The organism is Streptomyces sp. NBC_00009 (genome assembly GCF_045040855.1).
GTDB lineage: Bacteria > Actinomycetota > Actinomycetes > Streptomycetales > Streptomycetaceae > Streptomyces > Streptomyces aureus.
Map to the genome: position 1 here is coordinate 6,860,048 of NZ_CP108312.1, position 22,288 is coordinate 6,882,335.

Sequence of the window (22,288 nt, forward strand, 5' to 3'; positions counted from 1 at the left end):
GACCGGGGTGCGGACCGTCGTCCACGCGCGCGTGGCCCTCACCAGGACCACGCGCCAGTCACAAGAGGCGCGCGCCGACCGTCACGCCTCGTCGTCGTGCCAGCCGAAGCTCTTCTCCACGGCCTTGCGCCAGTTGCGGTACTCGCGCTCACGCGTCGCGCCGTCCATGGCCGGCGTCCACTCCGCGTCGCGCTGCCAGTGCGCCTTGAGCTCGTCCAGGTCGTTCCACACCCCCGTCGCGAGCCCGGCCGCGTACGCGGCGCCCAGGCACGTCGTCTCCGACACCCGCGGCCGGATCACCGGCACCCCGAGGACATCTGCCTGATGCTGCATCAGGAGATTGTTCTTGGTCATGCCGCCGTCGACCTTCAGCGTCGTGATCTGCACGCCGGAGTCCTGGTACATCGCGTCGACGACCTCGCGCGTCTGCCAGCTCGTCGCCTCCAGGACGGCCCGCGCCAGATGGGCCTTGGTGACGTACCGCGTCAGCCCCGTGACGACACCGCGCGCGTCCGAGCGCCAGTACGGCGCGAACAGGCCTGAGAACGCCGGCACGATGTAGGCGCCGCCGTTGTCACTCACACTCGCCGCGAGCGTCTCGATCTCGTCGGCCGTGCGGATGATCCCGAGCTGGTCGCGGAACCACTGCACCAGGGCGCCGGTGATCGCGATCGACCCTTCGAGGCAGTACACCGGCGCCTCGGAGCCGATCTTGTAGCCCATCGTGGTGAGCAGTCCGTGCTTCGAGGGGACGGGCCGGTTCCCGGTGTTGAGCAGCAGGAAACTGCCTGTGCCGTACGTGTTCTTGGCCGTCCCCGTGTCGTAGCAGGCCTGCCCGAAGATCGCGGCCTGCTGGTCGCCGAGCGCGGACGCGACCGGCACCCCGGAGAGCTGGCCGACGGCCGTCCCGTAGACCTCGGCCGACGACCTGATCTCCGGGAGCACCGCCTCCGGCACGTTCATCGCCGACAGGATCCCCTGGTCCCACTGGAGCGTCTCCAGGTTCATCAGCATGGTGCGACCGGCGTTGGTGACGTCGGTGACGTGCACGCCGCCGTCCGTGCCGCCGGTCAGGTTCCAGATGAGCCAGGAGTCGATGGTGCCGAACGCGATCTCGCCCCGCTCGGCGCGGGCGCGCAGCCCCGGCACGTGGTCGAGCAGCCAGGCCGCCTTGGGCCCGGAGAAGTAGCTCGCGAGCGGCAGACCGGTCTGCTCGCGGAAGCGGTCCTGCCCGTCCGCGCCGCCCAGTTCGTTGCACAGGGCCGACGTACGGGTGTCCTGCCACACGATCGCGTTGTGCACCGGCCGGCCCGTGGCCCGGTCCCAAAGGACCGTCGTCTCCCGCTGGTTGGTGATGCCGAGCGCGCTCAGGTCGTCGGCGCGCAGCCCGGCCTTGGCGAGCGCGCCGGCGACCACGGCCTGCACCTTGGACCAGATCTCGGTGGCGTCGTGCTCCACCCAGCCGGGCTTCGGGAAGATCTGCCGGTGCTCGCGCTGGTCGACGGCGACGATCTCCCCGCCGTGGTTGAAGATGATGCAGCGGCTCGAGGTGGTGCCCTGGTCGATGGCGGCGACGTACTTCACATTGTTGTCGGGCATGTGACTCCCCTTCGTCTTCGTCTGAGGTCCCCGCGCGCGGGGACGCGATAGCGACGTGGCGCGGCCCGGCCGCGGTCAGAACGCCGCGTTGTAGATGAGTCCCGCCAGCGCGCCGCCGATCAGCGGCCCGGCCACCGGGATGATGGCGTAACCCCAGCCGGACGTGCCCTTGTTGGGGATCGGCAGGAACGAGTGCACGATGCGCGGCCCGAGGTCGCGCGCAGGGTTGATGGCGTACCCGGTGGGCCCGCCGAGCGAGAGACCGATCCCGACGACCAGGAGAGCCACGACGAGCACCGTCGTGCCGGACTCCCCGAGCCCCTTGGTGAGCCCGAACGCGAGGATGGGCAGCACGAGGGCGATCGTCGCGATGATCTCGGTGATCAGGTTGGCCACGGGGTTGTTGATCTCGGGGATCGTGGAGAAGATCCCGAGCGTCGGAGTGGGCCCGTCGTCGTCCGCTTCGCTCTCGCCGGACCCCGACGTGACGTTGGCGTTGAACTGGGCCAGATAGACGAGATAGGCCAGCACGGCGCCCAGCATCGCGCCGACCATCTGGCCGAGCAGATAGACCCAGACCTTGTCCCACTTGCCGGTGTCCACGGCGATGCCGATCGTCACCGCCGGGTTGAGCTGGCCCCCGGACAGCGGCGCGGCGGTGTACGCCCCGGCCAGCACGCCGAAGCCCCACCCGAACGCGATGACGACCCATCCCGAGGCTCTCGCCTTGGAATGCTTGAGCGTGACCGCGGCGCACACGCCGGCGCCGAACAGAATCAGGATCGCGGTCCCGATGACCTCACCGACGAAGATGTCTCCATTGCTCATGGCGGCTCCTAGGCCTTCGCCCGGAGCGATACGCCCCGGTCCTCAGTGCAGGGTGCGTTTTCCATGGCTGGTTCCGGACGGCTCTGGCTGCAACGGCCGACGGCAGGGTCTCCCGCGCCCCGCCCGGCGCCCGCGACAGGCGTTCCCGTTCAGTCGGATCACTCGTTTCGCCGGTGGGGGAAGGCCCTGACCTGCCCGAACGCGACAGGAGGAGCCCGACGGACAGGCTGGGGCCCTGAGCGGCGGTGGGACGACGTGCGGCGATGCCGACTGACACCCGGAAGTGTTCACCGGCCGTGATGGAGCGTCAAGGTCGTGGACCGGAACGGTTGGTGGCGCCCGCACGCACGGCCCGCGCCCGCGTCATCCAGCGGCTGCTCGGCCCGATTCCGCTTCCGCGCGCGGCCCGGTCCCCGTCCACGCCGTCCCGGACGCCGGGGCCACCCCCGCACGCACACCCCGTCGCACCTCGTGTCCCGGAGTGTCCGAGCGGCCGATGACCCAACTCGCCCCCGGCAGCGCCTTGGCGGCCTGCTTGAGCGGCGCCAGCGACGCCGCCGCCTGCCGGTGGTCGGCGACGCTGCCCGCCGCGCACAGCACCGTGGCGAGCGACAGCGTGACGGGCCGCCCGCCCGCCGCCCAGGGCACGTCGAGCACCGCGGACGCCAGCGGATCGAGCCCGTCCTGATCGGCAAGCACCAGGAAGTCGTCGCCCCCGATGTGCCCCACCCTGGTCGTGCCCGACGCGGCCCGTTCCAGGGACCTGCCCACCTCACGGATCAGATCGTCACCCGCGGCGAACCCCGCACCGTCGTTGACCTGCTTGAACCCGTCGATGTCCAGCCAGCTCAGGGCGAACCCGCGCCCCTGCGCGATCCGCCGGTCCACCTCGCCCGTGATGGCGTCCGAACCGGGCAGCCGCGTCAGCGGATTGAGCGCGGCCGCCTCCTCGACGCGGCTTTCGGCCAGAGCGCGTACGAGATCGGCGAGTCGTACGATGCCCACGCACCGCCCCCGCTTGTCGACGACCGCGACATCGTCGGCCGTACGGCTGCGCTCGCCGTCCGCGAGCACGTCGAGGACCTCCCAGGCGGTGGCGTCCACGCCCACCGTGCGCGGCCGGTCACCATGGCGGGCGGCCGGCCGATCGGCGTAGAGCGCATGCCCGTAGCGGCCCGAGAGCGACAACAGGAAGCGGTCCCGCTGCACCGAACGCACCGGTGCGCCCGCCGAGTCCACCAGCAGCACGCCGGACACGTCGGGCGACCCGGTGAGCAGCGCGCGTACCCGCCCCGCCGAGGCCGAAGCGGGCAGCAGCGCGGCAGGCCGCACGAACTGGCGCACCGGCGGCCCCGAAGGCGGCGGCGCCGCCACCGGGGGAGTGAGCGCCGGCACGTACACATCGGCCGCCGGCAGCCGCGACGGCGGCGCGAACAGCTCGCCCTGCGCCAGCTGCGCCCCGGCTTCCCGTGCGGCGCCGCATTGCAGTTCCGTCTCCACGCCCTCGACGGCGAGCAGTGCGCCCAGCCCCTCGCACAGCGTCCGCATCGCGCTCACCGACGCGGGACGCGACAGCAACGAGGGATCCAGCTTTACGAGGTCCGGCGCAAGGTCGACCAGGAGCCGCAGCGGCAGGTCGCCGTCACCGACGCCGTCCGCGCTGACCCGGAAGCCCTCGTCGCGCAGGGCCGTGACCCCCTCCAGGAGCGCCCGGTGCGGCACGTGGGTGAACGGGGGACCGATGTCGACCGTCACTTCCCAGGGCAGCCGCCCCACGTCCCGGACGGCGTCCCGCAGCGCGGCGAGGCCACCCAGATCCGCCACCGTCCCGGCGAACACATTGACGTGCAGCGGCAGCAGCGTCTCCCGCTGCGCCGCCGAGCGCACCGCCAACGCGGCCAGACGGCCGTCGAGTTCGGGGTCGCGCCGGGCCTGCGCCAGCACGTCGCCGACCTCCGGACGGGCGAGTATCTCCAGGGCCGCCACGGCTCCGGTCGTCAGATTGACGACCGGCTGGAAGGCGAAACGGAGAGCGTCCGTCCAGGAAGGCACGGAAGCATAATGGCGCCCCCGGCGCGCGCCCAGGCGCAGTTCACGAGCTGTTCACGCACCCTTTTCGGCCGAACACGCAGCGTACGGATCCCCCGGCGGGCGCCGGTCAGCGGACCGCGACCACGGACGAGCCGTGCCCGAACAGTCCCTGATTCGCCGTGATCCCCACGCGCGCGTCAGCCACCTGCCGGGCGCCCGCCGTGCCGCGCAACTGCCACGTCAGCTCGCAGACCTGGGCAATGGCCTGCGCGGGGACCGCCTCTCCGAAGGACGCGAGTCCGCCACTGGCGTTCACGGGTATGCGCCCGCCGGGAGCCGTCGAGCCCTCCCTCAGCAGCTTCGCCGCCTCGCCCTCGCCGCACAGCCCCAGATCCTCGTACCACTGGAGCTCCAGAGCGGTCGACAGGTCGTACACCTCGGCGAGGGAGAGGTCTTCCGGGCCGATCCCGGCCTCCTCGTACGCCGCCCGCGCGATCGAGGCGCGGAAGGTGACGCCGTCCGGCTCGACGACCGCGGCCGAGTCGGTGGCGATGTCCGGGAGGTCGAGCACCGTGTTCGGATACGTCGGCGTGACCGTCGACACCGCGCGGATCCGCACCGGGTTGCGCACTCCGTGCTTGCGTGCGAAGTCCATGCCGCACAGCACGAGCGCGGCCGCCCCGTCGGACGTGGCGCAGATGTCCAGGAGCCGCAGGGGATCGGCGACGACAGCCGACGCGGCCACCTCCTCGGCGGTCACCGTCTTGCGGTACCGGGCGTTCGGATTGAGCGCGCCCGCCGCCGCGTTCTTCACCTTGACCTGCGCGAAGTCCTCCAGCGTGTCCCCGTGCACGGCCATGCGCCGGCGCGCGTACAGACCGAAGTACGCAGGATTGGTCGCGCCGAGCACCCGGAACCGCAGCCAGTCCGGGTCGTCGTGCCGGTCCCCGCCCGCGGGCCGGAAGAACCCCTTGGGCGCGGCGTCGGCACCCACCACGAGCACGACGTCGGCGAGCCCCGCGAGGATCTGCGTACGCGCCGCGTTGACCGCCTGGGCGCCCGAGGCGCACGCCGCGTACACGCTCGCGACCCGCGCGCCCTGCCAGCCGAGCGCCTTCGCGAACGTCGCGCCCGCCACGTAGCCCGGGTACCCGCCCCGTACCGTGTCCGCGCCCACGACGGAGTCCACGTCGCGCCAGTCGACCCCCGCGTCGGCGAGCGCCGCCCGCGCCGCCACCGTCCCGTACTCGACGAAGCCGCGCCCCCACTTGCCCCAGGGGTGCATGCCCGCGCCGAGCACCGCCACGTCGTCCGTCATGCCGCCACCCCCGTCGGCCGCCAGTGCCACGTCGTCCAGGTCGTGTCCCCGTCCTCGTCGAGCACGCCGGGCACGACCTCCACCTCCATGCCCACCTCCAGGTCGGCCACGGAGACCCCGGGAACCGCCTGCCCGAGCACCACCAGGCGCTCCGCCTCCAGCTCCACAGCGATCAACGTGTAGGGCTGCCAAGGAAGTTCCGGATCGGACACGTACGGTGCCGGAGGCCGGTACCGGCTGTCCGTGTACGACCAGACCCGGCCGCGCCGGGAGAGCGGCACGGAGAGCAGCTCCCCTCCGGCGCAGCCGGGGTTGCGGCAGAAGGTGTCCTCGCGGGGGAAGAAGACCGAGGCGCAGGCCGAGCATCGCGTGCCGAGCAGCCGGAAGTCCTCTCCCTCCCCGGTGAACCAATCGGCCACGACAGGTGTGCGCGTACGCGACAAGGCCCCTCCCGCGCTGGATCCGACGACGCCACCAGAACACCAGCAGATCTGATGGACCGTCAGAAGTGTGCCATGGGCTGGCCACTCAGGGAACGCCGCGAGATGGGGAAGTCGAAGTACGTGTCCGGGAAGAGCTCCGGCTTGTACGTGAAGTGCCACCACTCCTCCGGCAGGTTCGCGAACCCCTGCGCGGCCAGGGCGTCACGCAGGAGGTCACGGTTCGCGCGCTGCGCCCCCTTGATCCGTGGGTCGTCGGTGTGGGCGAGCGTGTCGAAGCAGTCGAAGCCCGTGCCCATGTCCACCGAGTTGTCGGGGAAACGCTCCTTCTTCGGCCCGTAACAGGGCGCCAGCCGCTCACCGGGCACGTACGCGCGCGTGGGCAGCGCCGGCAGCTTCACGACGGTCAGATCGAGCGTCGAGCCCCGGCTGTGCCCGGACTTCTCCGCGATGTAACCGTCCGCGAACAGCCGCGTCTTGTCGACCTGCGGATAGAACTCCGCCTTCATCCGCTGGTCGTCGAGGTCCTTGGCCCAGCGCACGAAGTGGTCGACCGCCCGCTGCGGCCGGTAGCAGTCGTACACCTTCAGCGAGTAACCCCGCTTCAGGAGCCCGGCCTGCGCCTTGTGGAGCGCCTTCGCGGCAGGCTGGGTGAGGATGCACATCGGCTTCTCGTAGCCGTCGACGGGCGCCCCGACGAAGTTGTGCGGAGTGATGTAGCGGATCTCCTGGATGATCGTCGGGTCGACGTCCCGCAGCGCCACGAACTGCGGGGGAGCCTTGGGCTCGGGCTTCGCCTGGGCGGCGCCGGGAGCGGTGGCCGTCCACAGGAGCGCGGCGGCGGCGGTGACGGCGAGTCTGCGTACGGCAGTTGCGGTTCGTGTCATGAACCCTGCATCTATCAGGATCAATGGTGGCCAGGGAAGAGCCGCGCTTCACGATCGGATACAGTCCGCGGCGTGTCAGCACCCCACCGCATAACCAACCCCGTTCCGGATTCCCACTGTTCGAGCTGTGGAACCGCCTACGGACCCGACGTCTCGGGATGGCCGCGCACGTGCCCGGCCTGCGCCGACGTGAGCTACCGCAACCCTCTGCCGGTCGCGGTCGCCCTCCAGGCCGTCTACGACAGCCGCGGTTCCGCTCTCGTCGTGATCACTCGAACCATCGCCCCCGCGCGCGGGGGAGTCGCCCTGCCCGGCGGGTTCGTCGACCACAGGGAGGACTGGCGCGACGCCGTCGTCCGTGAGCTCAAGGAGGAGACGGGCATCGAGGCGGCGAGCCGCGACGTACGCCTCGCCGACGCGATGAGCTCACCCGACGGACACCTGCTCCTGTTCGGCCTCCTCCCGGAACGCCCGGCCGCCGAACTGCCCGAGCCCGCCGTCACGGACGAGACGGAAGGCTGGCACCTCCTGCGCCGCCCGACCGAACTCGCCTTCCCCCTCCATACCTTGGCCGTCCGCGCCTGGTTCGAGGGCCGCTACGTGTGACACCCCGCCGCATGAACCACCCAGCCCTCTGAAACGCTCAGAGCCCGCGGATCCGCACCGGGTACGCGGGCTCGGCCGGCCCGCCCTCGTCCTGCCGCTCCACCACCAGACTGCCGCCGCTCCACCGTGAGGTGTAGCGCTGGACGTCCGGCGTCTCCCAGCCGTCACCGACGTCGGGCACGACAACCCCGCCGCCGGTGCGCCCCCGCGCCGGAGCCCACACCTCCAGGCACAGCTCCCCGTCCTCACCCCGCACCGGGATCACCGCGCCCGCGCGCGCGAAGACGGGAACACGGGACAGCGGCGCGTCCACCAGAACCTGACCGGGCCCCTCGTGCGCCTGCCCGCTCTCCGTGTCGTACCAGCGCCCGCGCGGCAGCCGCACCGCCCGCCGGTCCGCACCCGGCTCCAGGACCGGAGCCACCAACAAGGAGTCACCCAACAAGAACGCGTCCTCGCAGTCCCGCAACGCCCTGTCCTCCGGAGCACCCCACCACACAGGCCGCACATACGGAGCACCCGTACGCCGCGCGAGATGGGCCAGTGTCACGAAGTACGGCAGCAGCCGCCTGCGCTCGACGAGCGCCACGCGCGCATGCCCCAGCACCTCGTCACCGAACTCCCACGGCTCCCGGCGCCCCGCCCGCAGCGCCGCATGCGTACGGAACAGCGGCAGATACGCACCCAGCTGGAACCACCGCAGATACAGCTCCGGAGACGGCTCCCCGTCGAACCCGCCCACGTCCGGCCCCGAGTACGGCACCCCGCACAGCCCGAGCCCGAGCACCAAGGACAACGAGGCGCGCAAACCGGGCCACCCCGTGGCAACGTCCCCCGACCACGTCCCTCCGTAGCGCTGCATCCCCGCCCAGCCCGAGCGCGAGAACAGGAACGGCCGCTCCTGGGGCCGCAGTTCACGCAGCCCCTCGTGGCCGGCGCGCGCCATGCACAGCCCGTACACGTTGTGCGCCTCCCGATGGTCGCCGCCCCGCCCCTCCAGGGAGTGCCGTGCCGAGCGGGGCAGTGTCGGGTCACCGAACGCGGCGAACGACGCCGGCTCGTTCATGTCGTGCCAGAACCCCGAGAACCCCTGGGCGAGCCGCTCCTCGTACAGACCGCCCCACCACTTGCGCACCGCGCGGTCGGTGAAGTCGGGGTACACGGACTCACCCGGCCACACCACGCCCCGCACCGGCCTCCCCGCCGCGTCCTTCACGAAGGCGTCAGCGGACGTTCCTGCGTCGTACACGGCGTTCCCCGCCTCCGCCTTGACCGCGGGGTCGACGATCGACACCAGCCGCACACCGTCCCGGCGAAGGTCCTCGGCGAGCCGCGGGAGCCCCGGATACGTCTCCTGGTCGACCGTGAACACCTGAAACGCGTCGAGATGATCGATGTCCAGATGCACCGCGTCGAGCGGAAGCCCCCGCTCCTGGTAGCCCGCGACGATCCGCCGCACCTCGTTCCCCCCGCCGAAGCCCCAGCGCGCGTGCTGATACCCGAGCGCCCAGGCCGGCGGCAGCGCGGGCGCGCCGGTCAGCGACGCCCACGCGCGCAGCACGCGCGCGGGGGCACCCACCATGACCCAACAGCGCAGCGGACCGCCCTCCATCCGAACCTCGCACGTCCCCGCACGGTCGTGCCCGGAACCGGCCCCCTCCTCGCCCTCCGAAAGCGTCACCATGCCGTCCCACGAGTTGTCGTGGAACACCAGATGGGTGCCCGCGTCGGCGACCACCATCTGCACCGGCATGGTCAGATACAGCGGATCGTCCCCCGGCCCGAACGAACCGCCCGGATCCGTGTTCCACAGCCGGTACGCGCCGTCCCGCAGCCGTGGCCCCGAGGCCCGGCCGCCCAGACCGTAGAACCGCGCATCCGCGGCCACCTCGGACCGCTGCACCCACCGCGCCTCGCCGCCATCCACCGGCTCCCACCAGCGCGGCGGCAGATCCCGCCGCAGCACCACACCGCCCGGCGTACACACGGAGACAGCGCCGTGCCGCGACACGACGACGGTCACCCGCTCCGACACCACCCGCCAGCCACCGTCCTTGTCCGGCTCCAGGACGGCCCGCGGATCCGGCTGCGGACAGGAACCCGCCAGCGCGTACGACGGCTCGGGATTCGCCCCGTCCCAGCCCCAGAAGACCGCACCCGTCACCGTCACCGTGATCCGCAGCTGGGACCGTGTGAACCGGACGACACCACCACCGGGCGCCGGCTCGGCCCCGGTCACCTGCCCCGGCACCCTCGCCCGCTCCGGCCCCCGGCGCCGCAGACCCACCGCGTCGGCCCGCCTCCTGCGCCACGAGGACCGCACCGCCCGCAACCCCTGGACCGCACCCACCAAGCCAACCGCCCTCACCGCGCGTACCAGGTCACGACCGTTCATGCTGCTCACCCTGTCATTGCGCGGCGCGCAAAGGTGAGTCGTTCAACTGCCGTTCATCCGTGGTGGCAGCACACCTTCACAACACGGACTATGTGGGGCACAACCTGGTGCGGAAGTCGATCACGTGGCATCGTCCCTGTCAGCCGCGTCACGCGCACACACCGGCCCGTGCGCGGGACCGACGCACACCACGCGTACATCCGGGAGCCGCCCCATGCCGTCCGCAGCGAATCCGACGCCGCTCTGGAAGCCCGACGAGGAATTCATCGCCGAGGCGCAGATCACGCGCTTCCAGGCCTGGGCGTCCGAACACTACGGAGCCCCCGCCGACGGCGGTTACGAAGCACTGCACCGCTGGTCGGTGACCGAACTCGACACGTTCTGGAAGGCCGTCGCCGACTGGTTCGACATCCGGTTCACCACCCCCTACACGCGCGTGCTCGGCGACCGCTCCATGCCCGGAGCCGAATGGTTCCCCGGCGCCTCCCTGAACTACGCCGAACACGCCCTGCGCACGGCCACCGACCCCGCGCGCGCGGACACCCCGGCCATCCTCCATGTGGACGAGACACACGAGCCCCGCCCCGTGACCTGGGCCGAACTGCGCCGCCAGGTTGGCTCGCTCGCCGCCGAACTGCGCGCCATCGGCGTACGCCCGGGAGACCGCGTCAGCGGCTACCTGCCGAACATCCCCGAGGCCGTCGTCGCCCTCCTCGCGACCGCGGCCGTCGGCGGAGTCTGGACGTCCTGCGCACCGGACTTCGGCGCCCGCAGCGTCCTCGACCGCTTCCAGCAGGTCGAGCCCGTCGTCCTGTTCACCGTCGACGGCTACCGCTACGGAGGCAAGGAGCACGACCGCCGCGACACGGTCAGCGAACTCCGCGCCGAACTGCCCACCCTCCGCGCGGTCGTCCACATCCCGCTGCTCGGCACGGACGCCCCCGAAGGGGCCCTCGAGTGGTCGGAGCTCACCTCCGCCGACACCGAGCCCGTCTTCGAAGCCGTCCCCTTCGACCACCCGCTGTGGGTCCTGTACTCCTCAGGCACGACCGGACTCCCCAAGGCGATCGTCCAGTCCCAGGGCGGCATCCTGATCGAGCACCTCAAACAGCTCGGCCTGCACTGCGACCTCGGCCCCGGCGACCGCTTCTTCTGGTACACGTCCACCGGCTGGATGATGTGGAACTTCCTTGCCTCCGGCCTCCTCACGGGCACCACGATCGTCGTCTACGACGGCAGCCCCGGCTACCCCGACACCGGCGCCCAATGGGCCGTCGCCGAACGCACCGGAGCCACCCTCTTCGGCACCTCGGCCGCCTACGTCATGGCCTGCCGCAAGGCCGGCGTCCACCCCTCGCGCGACCACGACCTCTCCCGCGTCAAGTGCGTCGCCACGACCGGCTCGCCGCTCCCGCCCGACGGCTTCCGCTGGCTGCACGACGAGGTGCGAGAAGACCTCTGGATCGCCTCCGTCAGCGGCGGCACGGACGTCTGCTCCTGCTTCGCCGGAGCCGTCCCGACCCTGCCCGTCCACATCGGCGAACTCCAGGCCCCCTGCCTCGGCACGGACCTCCAGTCCTGGGACCCGCAAGGCAAGCCGCTCATCGACGAGGTCGGTGAACTCGTCGTCACCAACCCCATGCCCTCGATGCCGATCCGCTTCTGGAACGACCCCGACGGCAGCCGCTACCACGACAGTTACTTCGACACCTACCCCGGCGTCTGGCGGCACGGCGACTGGATCACCCTCACCTCCCGCGGCTCGGTCGTGATCCACGGCCGCTCGGACTCCACCCTGAACCGCCAGGGCGTCCGCATGGGTTCGGCCGACATCTACGAGGCCGTCGAACGCCTCCCCGAAATCCGCGAGTCCCTCGTCATCGGACTCGAACAGCCCGACGGCGGCTACTGGATGCCTCTGTTCGTCCACCTCGCACCGGGCGCCGTACTCGACGACGACCTCCGCGCCCGCATCAAGCAGACCATCCGCGAGAACCTCTCCCCGCGCCACATCCCCGACGACATCATCGAAGCCCCCGGCGTCCCGCACACCCTCACCGGCAAGCGCATCGAGGTCCCCGTCAAACGCCTCCTCCAAGGCACACCCCTGGAAAAGGCCGTCAACCTCGGCTCGGTCGACAGCGTCGAACTCCTGCGTTTCTACGAGGACATCGCCCGCAACCGCACCTGACCGAACCCGGTTCCCCGCCGTTGTCAGTGCCCACGATTACTGTGAGTGAGCATTGACCTACAGCTCTCAGGGGGAACCATGGCGCACACCCAGAACACCCGGCACGCCGGCATGCGACGCGTCCTGCGCCGTGAAGTCGCGGGCATCATCGGCCTCCTCGCCGACGAACGCGACTTCACGGCGATGCGGAGTTACCGCACCTTCGCCTTCGACGACCACGACACGTACCTCCAGCAGGTCGAGAGCCTCCTCCAGGCCCTCGCCGCCCAGGGCGGACACACCACCGTCGCCCTCTTCGACCCCGAGGAGTACGCGGAGTTCTGCGCCGAGAGCGGCCTCGAACCGGACACCCCCACCAGCCGCACCCGGTTCACCGCCGAACTGGCCGTCATGGGCGCCACCGTCCCCTACGAAGGCCAGCCCCTGGCCGACCTCCTGCCCGACCTCGTCGACGAAGCCGTCCGGCAGGCCACCTGGGAGTACGCCTCGTCCGTCCTCGCCCGGATCGGAGTGTGCGGCGCCTGCGGCCGGGACATCGGGAGGGACGCCTTCGCCCGCGCCTCGCTCCTCCTGACGCGGGTCCTCGACACGGCAGGTATCGGCGCCCACCACCTCGTGTGCAGCGTCCCCACCGACGCCGAATCACTGCTGTCGGTGCTCCACGTCGACCGCTACACCGAGGACAGCACACGACTCGACGAGAAGGAGGCGCTCGAGTTCACCACGGTCCTGGCCCTCGGCCTCGCCACCGCAAGCCCGGGCGGCCTCGTCATGCGCACCACCACCCCGGACAGGGACGACCGCGTCCAGGGCTGGCGCCTGCGCGACGAACGCCTGCTACCCCTCACCGCGGCGGAAGTATTCGACGCCTACTGCACCGACGCCCAGTCCGGCGACCTCGTCGCACCCGAGTCCGGCGTCGACTACTGCGCGGCACCCGACCTCGGAGACACCGGTCCCCAGGGCGGGCACACCCACTGAAACGACCGTGGGGCGCTTCACCACGAAGGTGAAGCGCCCCACGACAACGAACCGGCCTCCGGCTACTCGCCGGACAGCACCGCCTGAGCGGCCTTGCGGGCCTCCTCGGCGGAGTCCGCGGCACGCGCGGCCGAGGCCGCACGCTCGCACTGCGCCAGCGTGTACTTGCCGAGCGCCGTCCGCACGTAAGGAATCGACGCCGCACCCATGGAAAGGGAGGTGACGCCCAGACCGGTCAGGACGCACGCGAGCAGCGGGTCGGACGCGGCCTCACCGCAGACACCGCAGCTCTTGCCCTCGGCCCTCGCCGCGTCCGCGGACAGCGCGACCAGGTCGAGCAGCGCGGGCTGCCACGGGTCCTGAAGCCGGGACACCGCACCGACCTGCCGGTCAGCGGCGAATGTGTACTGCGCGAGGTCATTGGTCCCCAGCGAAAGGAACTCGACCTCCTGAAGGATCGAACGCGCCCGCAGAGCGGCCGACGGAATCTCGACCATCGCACCGAACTTCGCCTCAAGACCCGCCTCACGGCACGCGTCGGCGAAGGCCTTCGCGTCGGCACGGTCGGCGACCATCGGCGCCATCACCTCGAGGTAGACCGGCAGCCCCTCAACGGCCTTGGCCAGCGCGGTCAGCTGCGTACGCAGAACCTCGGGGTGCTCGAGAAGAGAACGCAGACCACGCACACCCAGAGCCGGGTTCGGCTCGTCGGCGGGCGTCAGGAAGTCCAGCGGCTTGTCCGCACCGGCGTCGAGGACGCGCACCACGACTCGGCCCTCGGGGAACGCCTCGAGAACCTTCCGGTACGCCTCGACCTGCTTCTCCTCGGAAGGAGCCCTGCTGCTGTCGTCAAGGAACAGGAATTCGGTACGGAAGAGACCGACACCCTCGGCACCGGCCTCGACCGCAGCAGGCACGTCGGCCGGACCGCCGACGTTGGCCAGCAGCGGCACCTTGTGACCGTCGGACGTCGCACCCGGACCGGACGACGCGGCCAGCGCGGCCTTCCGCGCGGCGGAGGCGGCCTCCAGCTCGGCCCGCTTCTCCGGACTCGGATCGACGAAGATGTCGCCCGTGCTGCCGTCGACAGCGATCACCGTGCCCTCGGCGAGCTCACCCGCGCCGGGCAGCGCGACCACGGCCGGCACTCCGAGCGCACGCGCCAGGATCGCGCTGTGACTGGTCGGCCCGCCCTCCTCGGTGACGAAGCCCAGTACGAGCGTCGGGTCGAGCAGCGCCGTGTCCGCGGGAGCCAGGTCCCGCGCGATCAGCACGTAGGGCTTGTCGCTGTCCGGGACACCGGGCATGGGTACCCCGAGCAGCCGCGCCACGATCCGGTTCCGCACATCGTCCAAGTCGGCGACACGACCCGCGAGGTACTCACCGGCACCGGCCAGCAACGCCCGATAAGACGCGAAGGCGTCGTACACCGCACGCTCCGCCGTGCTGCCGACCGCGATACGGCGGTCGACATCGGCCATGAGCTCCGGGTCCTGCGCCATCATGGCCTGGGCCTCGAGCACGTGCTGTGCCTCGCCACCGGCCAGATTGCCGCGTGCAACCAGATCGGCCGCCACAGCTTCCACGGCCTGACGGGCGCGCCCCTGCTCGCGCTCCGCGTCCTCCGTCGGAATCTGCTTGGCCGGCGGCTCGAGAACCGCCGTCCCCATGTGCCGAACCTCGCCGATCGCCACACCGTGGCTCACGCCGACGCCTCGCAGCGTTGTCTCCATCTCACCGTCTCCGATAGTGCGGCGGGCCCAGCCGCCGCGGTGGTTGACCTGCATGCCGCCAGCGACGGCCCGCGTCACTTCCAGCTGAACAGCGCGTCGCCGGACTTGACGTCGCCGTCCTCGATCACATCGGAGAGGGACTCGGCGGTGGCCTCGAGGGCAACGATCGGGCAGATCGGGGACTTGCCGGCGGCTTCGACGGCGGCCGGGTCCCAGCGCACCATCTCCTGACCGCGCTGCACGGTGTCGCCCTTGTTGACGAGCAGCTCGAAGCCCTCGCCGTTGAGCTGCACGGTGTCGATGCCCAGGTGCGTCAGGACGCCGTGGCCCTGCCCGTCCACTACTACATAGGCGTGGGGGTGAAGAGAGACGACGATGCCGTCGACGGGTGCGACAGCCGCCGAGGGCTCGCGCACCGGGTCGATGGCGGTGCCGGGACCGACCATCGCACCGGAAAAGACCGGGTCAGGAACGGCGGTGAGTCCAATGGCGCGTCCGGCGAGCGGGGACGTCACACTGGTCATGGCAAGCCTCCCAGGGGTGGAGATTGATGGTCACCGTCACTGCCTGTCCTGGACGGCGTACCGTTTCAGAAGCGTAAGTCATAAAAAGTCCCGGTTCCGCATGAGAGGTACCGGTTGGCTGACGTAGAGGGTGCACGCAAACGATTTGCGCCTGCCCTTCACCCCCATGTACTGTCGTACCTCTGCTTGAGGCCGAGCGGCACCTTCGAGTGCCTGGCGGCTCAGCGGCAACTATCACGACAGATCCTAGCTTTGATCGACTTCCGCATGCCCGCAGGAGCTCACGGTCAGAGCAGCGGAAAATGACTGATAGTGTTTGGACCGCCGGAAAGGGAAACGCGAAAAGCCGAAAGGCCGGAGCGGAAACCTGAAAGGCACCGAGGAAATCGGACACGAAAGAGTCTGATAGAGTCGGAAACGCAAGATCGAAGGGAAACTGCCCGGAGGAAAGCCTGAGAGAGTCTCTCGGGTGAGTACAAAGGAAGCGTCCGTTCCTTGAGAACTCAACAGCGTGCCAAAAGTCAACGCCAGATTGACAACCCCGGCCCACCTTTGGTGGGTTGGAGGTTCCTTTGAAAAAGTCCTCACTCCCACACCGGGGTGAGGCGCACTAGCGAGGACGCAGTGAATCGTGGGGATTATTCCTCCCGACGGTTCCGCTCTCGTGGTGTTCACCGGGATTACCCGGAAACATTCACGGAGAGTTTGATCCTGGCTCAGGACGAACGCTGGCGGCGTGCTTAACACATGCAAGTCGAACGATGAAGCCCTTCGGGGTGGATTAGTGGCGAACGGGTGAGTAACACGTGGGCAATCTGCCCTGCACTCTGGGACAAGCCCTGGAAACGGGGTCTAATACCGGATAACACCCTCTCTCGCATGGGAGGGGGTTGAAAGCTCCGGCGGTGCAGGATGAGCCCGCGGCCTATCAGCTTGTTGGTGAGGTAGAAGCTCACCAAGGCGACGACGGGTAGCCGGCCTGAGAGGGCGACCGGCCACACTGGGACTGAGACACGGCCCAGACTCCTACGGGAGGCAGCAGTGGGGAATATTGCACAATGGGCGAAAGCCTGATGCAGCGACGCCGCGTGAGGGATGACGGCCTTCGGGTTGTAAACCTCTTTCAGCAGGGAAGAAGCGAAAGTGACGGTACCTGCAGAAGAAGCGCCGGCTAACTACGTGCCAGCAGCCGCGGTAATACGTAGGGCGCAAGCGTTGTCCGGAATTATTGGGCGTAAAGAGCTCGTAGGCGGCTTGTCACGTCGGTTGTGAAAGCCCGGGGCTTAACCCCGGGTCTGCAGTCGATACGGGCAGGCTAGAGTGTGGTAGGGGAGATCGGAATTCCTGGTGTAGCGGTGAAATGCGCAGATATCAGGAGGAACACCGGTGGCGAAGGCGGATCTCTGGGCCATTACTGACGCTGAGGAGCGAAAGCGTGGGGAGCGAACAGGATTAGATACCCTGGTAGTCCACGCCGTAAACGGTGGGAACTAGGTGTTGGCGACATTCCACGTCGTCGGTGCCGCAGCTAACGCATTAAGTTCCCCGCCTGGGGAGTACGGCCGCAAGGCTAAAACTCAAAGGAATTGACGGGGGCCCGCACAAGCAGCGGAGCATGTGGCTTAATTCGACGCAACGCGAAGAACCTTACCAAGGCTTGACATATACCGGAAAGCATCAGAGATGGTGCCCCCCTTGTGGTCGGTATACAGGTGGTGCATGGCTGTCGTCAGCTCGTGTCGTGAGATGTTGGGTTAAGTCCCGCAACGAGCGCAACCCTTGTTCTGTGTTGCCAGCATGCCCTTCGGGGTGATGGGGACTCACAGGAGACTGCCGGGGTCAACTCGGAGGAAGGTGGGGACGACGTCAAGTCATCATGCCCCTTATGTCTTGGGCTGCACACGTGCTACAATGGCAGGTACAATGAGCTGCGATGCCGCGAGGCGGAGCGAATCTCAAAAAGCCTGTCTCAGTTCGGATTGGGGTCTGCAACTCGACCCCATGAAGTCGGAGTTGCTAGTAATCGCAGATCAGCATTGCTGCGGTGAATACGTTCCCGGGCCTTGTACACACCGCCCGTCACGTCACGAAAGTCGGTAACACCCGAAGCCGGTGGCCCAACCCCCTTGTGGGGAGGGAGCTGTCGAAGGTGGGACTGGCGATTGGGACGAAGTCGTAACAAGGTAGCCGTACCGGAAGGTGCGGCTGGATCACCTCCTTTCTAAGGAGCACTTTGGCTGCCAGGTTTCACTTGGTGGTCCAAGAGCCATTTCGTCGGCAAATGTTCGACGGTGGTTGCTCAAGGGTGGAACGTTGACTATTCGGCACAGTGAGTTAGATGGGTTTGCCAGTACTGCTTCGGCGTGGAACGCGAATCACATCAACTGACTGGGTCGGGCACGCTGTTGGGTGTCTGAAGGTACGGGCTAGAGCCTGTCCTTCGATGCCGACCCCGGTAAAGATCTGCTTCGGTGGGTTGTGACGGGTGGTTGGTCGTTGTTTGAGAACTGCACAGTGGACGCGAGCATCTGTGGCCAAGTTTTTAAGGGCGCACGGTGGATGCCTTGGCACCAGGAACCGATGAAGGACGTGGGAGGCCACGATAGTCCCCGGGGAGCCGTCAACCAGGCTTTGATCCGGGGGTTTCCGAATGGGGAAACCCGGCAGTCGTCATGGGCTGTCACCCATACCTGAACACATAGGGTATGTGGAGGGAACGCGGGGAAGTGAAACATCTCAGTACCCGCAGGAAGAGAAAACAACCGTGATTCCGGGAGTAGTGGCGAGCGAAACTGGATGAGGCCAAACCATATGCGTGTGATACCCGGCAGGGGTTGCGCATGTGGGGTTGTGGGATCTCTCTTTCACAGTCTGCCGGCTGTGAGACGAGTCAGAAACCGTTGATGTAGGCGAAGGACATGCGAAAGGTCCGGCGTAGAGGGTAAGACCCCCGTAGTCGAAACATCAGCGGCTCGTTTGAGAGACACCCAAGTAGCACGGGGCCCGAGAAATCCCGTGTGAATCTGGCGGGACCACCCGCTAAGCCTAAATATTCCCTGGTGACCGATAGCGGATAGTACCGTGAGGGAATGGTGAAAAGTACCGCGGGAGCGGAGTGAAATAGTACCTGAAACCGTGTGCCTACAAGCCGTGGGAGCGTCGCTGTATGTGCTTGCACATACAGTCGTGACTGCGTGCCTTTTGAAGAATGAGCCTGCGAGTTTGCGGTGCGTTGCGAGGTTAACCCGTGTGGGGAAGCCGTAGCGAAAGCGAGTCCGAATAGGGCGATTCAGTAGCGCGCTCAAGACCCGAAGCGGAGTGATCTAGCCATGGGCAGGTTGAAGCGGAGGTAAGACTTCGTGGAGGACCGAACCCACCAGGGTTGAAAACCTGGGGGATGACCTGTGGTTAGGGGTGAAAGGCCAATCAAACTCCGTGATAGCTGGTTCTCCCCGAAATGCATTTAGGTGCAGCGTCGTGTGTTTCTTGCCGGAGGTAGAGCACTGGATAGGCGATGGGCCCTACCGGGTTACTGACCTTAGCCAAACTCCGAATGCCGGTAAGTGAGAGCACGGCAGTGAGACTGTGGGGGATAAGCTCCATGGTCGAGAGGGAAACAGCCCAGAGCATCGACTAAGGCCCCTAAGCGTACGCTAAGTGGGAAAGGATGTGGAGTCGCACAGACAACCAGGAGGTTGGCTTAGAAGCAGCCACCCTTGAAAGAGTGCGTAATAGCTCACTGGTCTAGTGATTCCGCGCCGACAATGTAGCGGGGCTCAAGCGTACCGCCGAAGTCGTGTCATTCATACACATATCCCCAACGGGAGTATGGATGGGTAGGGGAGCGTCGTGTGCCGGGTGAAGCAGCCGCGGAAGCGAGTTGTGGACGGTTCACGAGTGAGAATGCAGGCATGAGTAGCGATACACACGTGAGAAACGTGTGCGCCGATTGACTAAGGGTTCCTGGGTCAAGCTGATCTGCCCAGGGTAAGTCGGGACCTAAGGCGAGGCCGACAGGCGTAGTCGATGGATAACCGGTTGATATTCCGGTACCCGCTGTGAAGCGTCAAACATTGAATCAGGCGATGCTAAGTCCGTGAAGCCGTTCCGGACCCTTCGGGGAAAGGAAAGTGGTGGAGCCGACGGACCAGACTTGTAGTAGGTGAGTGATGGGGTGACGCAGGAAGGTAGTCCAGCCCGGGCGGTGGTTGTCCCGGGGTAAGGGTGTAGGCCGTGCGATAGGTAAATCCGTCGCACATTAAGGCTGAGACCTGATGCCGAGCCGATTGTGGTGAAGTGGATGATCCTATGCTGTCGAGAAAAGCCTCTAGCGAGTTTCATGGCGGCCCGTACCCTAAACCGACTCAGGTGGTCAGGTAGAGAATACCGAGGCGTTCGGGTGAACTATGGTTAAGGAACTCGGCAAAATGCCCCCGTAACTTCGGGAGAAGGGGGGCCATCACCGGTGATTGAATTTACTTCATGAGCTGGGGGTGGCCGCAGAGACCAGCGAGAAGCGACTGTTTACTAAAAACACAGGTCCGTGCGAAGCCGTAAGGCGATGTATACGGACTGACGCCTGCCCGGTGCTGGAACGTTAAGGGGACCGGTTAGTGCACTTTCGGGTGTGCGAAGCTGAGAACTTAAGCGCCAGTAAACGGCGGTGGTAACTATAACCATCCTAAGGTAGCGAAATTCCTTGTCGGGTAAGTTCCGACCTGCACGAATGGCGTAACGACTTCTCGACTGTCTCAACCATAGGCCCGGTGAAATTGCACTACGAGTAAAGATGCTCGTTTCGCGCAGCAGGACGGAAAGACCCCGGGACCTTTACTACAGTTTGATATTGGTGTTCGGTTCGGCTTGTGTAGGATAGGTGGGAGACTTTGAACTCTGGACGCCAGTTCAGGGGGAGTCGTCGTTGAAATACCACTCTGGTCGTGCTGGATGTCTAACCTGGGTCCGTGATCCGGATCAGGGACAGTGTCTGATGGGTAGTTTAACTGGGGCGGTTGCCTCCTAAAGAGTAACGGAGGCGCCCAAAGGTTCCCTCAGCCTGGTTGGTAATCAGGTGTTGAGTGTAAGTGCACAAGGGAGCTTGACTGTGAGACCGACGGGTCGAGCAGGGACGAAAGTCGGGACTAGTGATCCGGCGGTGGCTTGTGGAAGCGCCGTCGCTCAACGGATAAAAGGTACCCCGGGGATAACAGGCTGATCTTCCCCAAGAGTCCATATCGACGGGATGGTTTGGCACCTCGATGTCGGCTCGTCGCATCCTGGGGCTGGAGTCGGTCCCAAGGGTTGGGCTGTTCGCCCATTAAAGCGGTACGCGAGCTGGGTTTAGAACGTCGTGAGACAGTTCGGTCCCTATCCGCTGTGCGCGTAGGAATATTGAGAAGGGCTGTCCCTAGTACGAGAGGACCGGGACGGACGAACCTCTGGTGTGCCAGTTGTCCTGCCAAGGGCATGGCTGGTTGGCTACGTTCGGAAAGGATAACCGCTGAAAGCATCTAAGCGGGAAGCCTGCTTCGAGATGAGTATTCCCACCCCCTTTGAGGGGTTAAGGCTCCCAGTAGACGACTGGGTTGATAGGCCAGATCTGGAAGCCCGGTAACGGGTGGAGGTGACTGGTACTAATAGGCCGAGGGCTTGTCCTCAGTTGCTCGCGTCCACTGTGTTGGTTCTGAAACCACGAACAACCCCATTGTCGGGCCACGACTTTGGTGCGGTTGACAGTTTCATAGTGTTTCGGTGGTCATAGCGTGAGGGAAACGCCCGGTTACATTCCGAACCCGGAAGCTAAGCCTCACAGCGCCGATGGTACTGCAGGGGGGACCCTGTGGGAGAGTAGGACGCCGCCGAACAATTTTTGAAGAAAACCCCCGTAACGGATGAGAATCCTGTTACGGGGGTTTTCTGCGTTGTGCGTCAAGCGTTGTGCGGCAATTCTTGTGCACCCCTCTGTAGGGCCCCATGTGAGCTGAGGGTAGGGTCAGGGGGCATCGTTGGCTCGTTTCCCCACAGGAGGCCCCCGGGTGGAGGTCCAGGAGACCCGTGTCCAGACGGACCGGGTGCTCACCATCCCGAACATCCTCAGCATGGCGCGTCTCCTTGGCGTACCCCTGTTCCTGTGGCTCATCCTCAGGCCCGAGTTCGGCGGGCCCAAAAGCGATGGCTGGGCCCTCCTGGTCCTGATGCTCAGCGGTGTCAGCGACTATCTCGACGGGAAGCTCGCCCGGCGCTGGAATCAGATCAGCAACCTCGGCCGGCTGCTCGACCCTGCCGCCGACCGGCTCTACATTCTGTCCACGCTGGTAGGACTCACCTGGCGCGAGATTCTGCCGATCTGGTTGACGGCCGTACTGCTTGCCAGGGAACTGGTTCTCCTGGTGATGGTGGGTATCCTCCGCCGGCACGGCTATCCGCCGCCGCAGGTGAACTTCCTCGGCAAGGCCGCCACGTTCAACCTCATGTATGCGTTCCCCCTGTTGCTCCTCAGCGACGGAAGCGGCTGGATCAACACGCTCGCTGCTATTTTCGGATGGGCGTTCGCAGGATGGGGTACAACGCTCTACTGGTGGGCAGGGATCCTCTACGTAGTACAGGTCCGCCGACTGGTCAGGGCGGACTCCACGGCCGATTGAGCTCTCCATATGGCGGTATTCGAGGCCAGGTCGGCCCGCAGTCTGAGATCTGCGGGTCCATCCGGACGGGCGAAGTCGGCTAGACAGTCGTCTCTTCAAGGAGGACGCTTC

At 67.2% G+C, this 22,288-nt stretch carries 13 protein-coding genes and 3 rRNA genes; 7 read left to right on the forward strand and 9 right to left on the reverse strand.

Annotated elements, in window-relative coordinates:
• Positions 1–81: 81 nt before the first annotated feature.
• From glpK to OHA58_RS31055, 6 genes are all read right to left on the reverse strand, one after another.
• The gene (glpK, locus tag OHA58_RS31030) at positions 82–1,599 is read right to left on the reverse strand and encodes a glycerol kinase GlpK (protein ID WP_405482855.1); all 1,518 of its coding nucleotides are present in this window, start codon (positions 1,597–1,599) and stop codon (positions 82–84) included.
• A gap of 75 nt (positions 1,600–1,674) precedes the next feature.
• Positions 1,675–2,427 (reverse strand): MIP/aquaporin family protein, encoded by a 753-nt coding sequence (locus OHA58_RS31035; protein WP_405482857.1) that lies wholly within the window; start codon positions 2,425–2,427, stop codon positions 1,675–1,677.
• A 363-nt stretch (positions 2,428–2,790) separates the two neighbouring features.
• Positions 2,791–4,479 (reverse strand): EAL domain-containing protein, encoded by a 1,689-nt coding sequence (locus tag OHA58_RS31040; RefSeq protein WP_405482859.1) that lies wholly within the window; start codon positions 4,477–4,479, stop codon positions 2,791–2,793.
• Positions 4,480–4,585: 106 nt separating this feature from the next.
• A complete protein-coding gene (locus tag OHA58_RS31045) occupies positions 4,586–5,776 on the reverse strand; it encodes a lipid-transfer protein (RefSeq protein WP_405482860.1) in 1,191 nt (396 codons plus the stop codon).
• Complete coding sequence (locus OHA58_RS31050; RefSeq protein ID WP_329058326.1) at positions 5,773–6,219, reverse strand: zinc ribbon domain-containing protein; 447 nt, start codon at positions 6,217–6,219, stop codon at positions 5,773–5,775. The genes OHA58_RS31045 and OHA58_RS31050 overlap by 4 nt, the downstream gene beginning before the upstream one ends.
• 59 nt (positions 6,220–6,278) lie before the next feature.
• Positions 6,279–7,103: a M15 family metallopeptidase gene (locus tag OHA58_RS31055; RefSeq protein ID WP_405482861.1), complete on the reverse strand. Its 825-nt coding sequence runs from the start codon at positions 7,101–7,103 to the stop codon at positions 6,279–6,281.
• 72 nt (positions 7,104–7,175) lie between these two features.
• Between OHA58_RS31055 and OHA58_RS31060 the strand changes: the two genes are divergently transcribed.
• A complete protein-coding gene (locus tag OHA58_RS31060) occupies positions 7,176–7,709 on the forward strand; it encodes an NUDIX domain-containing protein (protein WP_405482862.1) in 534 nt (177 codons plus the stop codon).
• Positions 7,710–7,746: 37 nt separating this feature from the next.
• Here OHA58_RS31060 and OHA58_RS31065 read toward each other — a convergent pair whose 3' ends face one another.
• The gene (locus OHA58_RS31065; RefSeq protein ID WP_405482863.1) at positions 7,747–10,104 is read right to left on the reverse strand and encodes a glycoside hydrolase family 31 protein; all 2,358 of its coding nucleotides are present in this window, start codon (positions 10,102–10,104) and stop codon (positions 7,747–7,749) included.
• A gap of 214 nt (positions 10,105–10,318) precedes the next feature.
• Here OHA58_RS31065 and OHA58_RS31070 point away from each other — a divergent pair, with 214 nt between their 5' ends.
• On the forward strand, positions 10,319–12,295 hold the full coding sequence (locus tag OHA58_RS31070; RefSeq protein ID WP_405482865.1) for an acetoacetate--CoA ligase: 1,977 nt from the start codon (positions 10,319–10,321) through the stop codon (positions 12,293–12,295).
• Between the two features lie 78 nt (positions 12,296–12,373).
• Entirely contained in the window at positions 12,374–13,276 is a 903-nt protein-coding gene (locus OHA58_RS31075; protein WP_405482867.1) for a hypothetical protein, read from the forward strand.
• 62 nt (positions 13,277–13,338) lie between these two features.
• Here OHA58_RS31075 and ptsP read toward each other — a convergent pair whose 3' ends face one another.
• Positions 13,339–15,009: a phosphoenolpyruvate--protein phosphotransferase gene (ptsP, locus tag OHA58_RS31080; RefSeq protein WP_405485267.1), complete on the reverse strand. Its 1,671-nt coding sequence runs from the start codon at positions 15,007–15,009 to the stop codon at positions 13,339–13,341.
• A 74-nt stretch (positions 15,010–15,083) separates the two neighbouring features.
• Entirely contained in the window at positions 15,084–15,533 is a 450-nt protein-coding gene (locus tag OHA58_RS31085) for a PTS glucose transporter subunit IIA (protein WP_361046331.1), read from the reverse strand.
• A gap of 693 nt (positions 15,534–16,226) precedes the next feature.
• Here OHA58_RS31085 and OHA58_RS31090 point away from each other — a divergent pair.
• From OHA58_RS31090 to OHA58_RS31105, 4 genes are all read left to right on the forward strand, one after another.
• A 16S ribosomal RNA gene (locus tag OHA58_RS31090) occupies positions 16,227–17,754 on the forward strand.
• Between the two features lie 311 nt (positions 17,755–18,065).
• A 23S ribosomal RNA gene (locus OHA58_RS31095) occupies positions 18,066–21,190 on the forward strand.
• 90 nt (positions 21,191–21,280) lie between these two features.
• A 5S ribosomal RNA gene (gene rrf / locus OHA58_RS31100) occupies positions 21,281–21,397 on the forward strand.
• The 16S, 23S and 5S rRNA genes sit together here, the layout of an rRNA operon.
• A gap of 171 nt (positions 21,398–21,568) precedes the next feature.
• A complete protein-coding gene (locus OHA58_RS31105) occupies positions 21,569–22,177 on the forward strand; it encodes a CDP-alcohol phosphatidyltransferase family protein (protein ID WP_227293547.1) in 609 nt (202 codons plus the stop codon).
• Positions 22,178–22,288 lie beyond the last annotated feature (111 nt).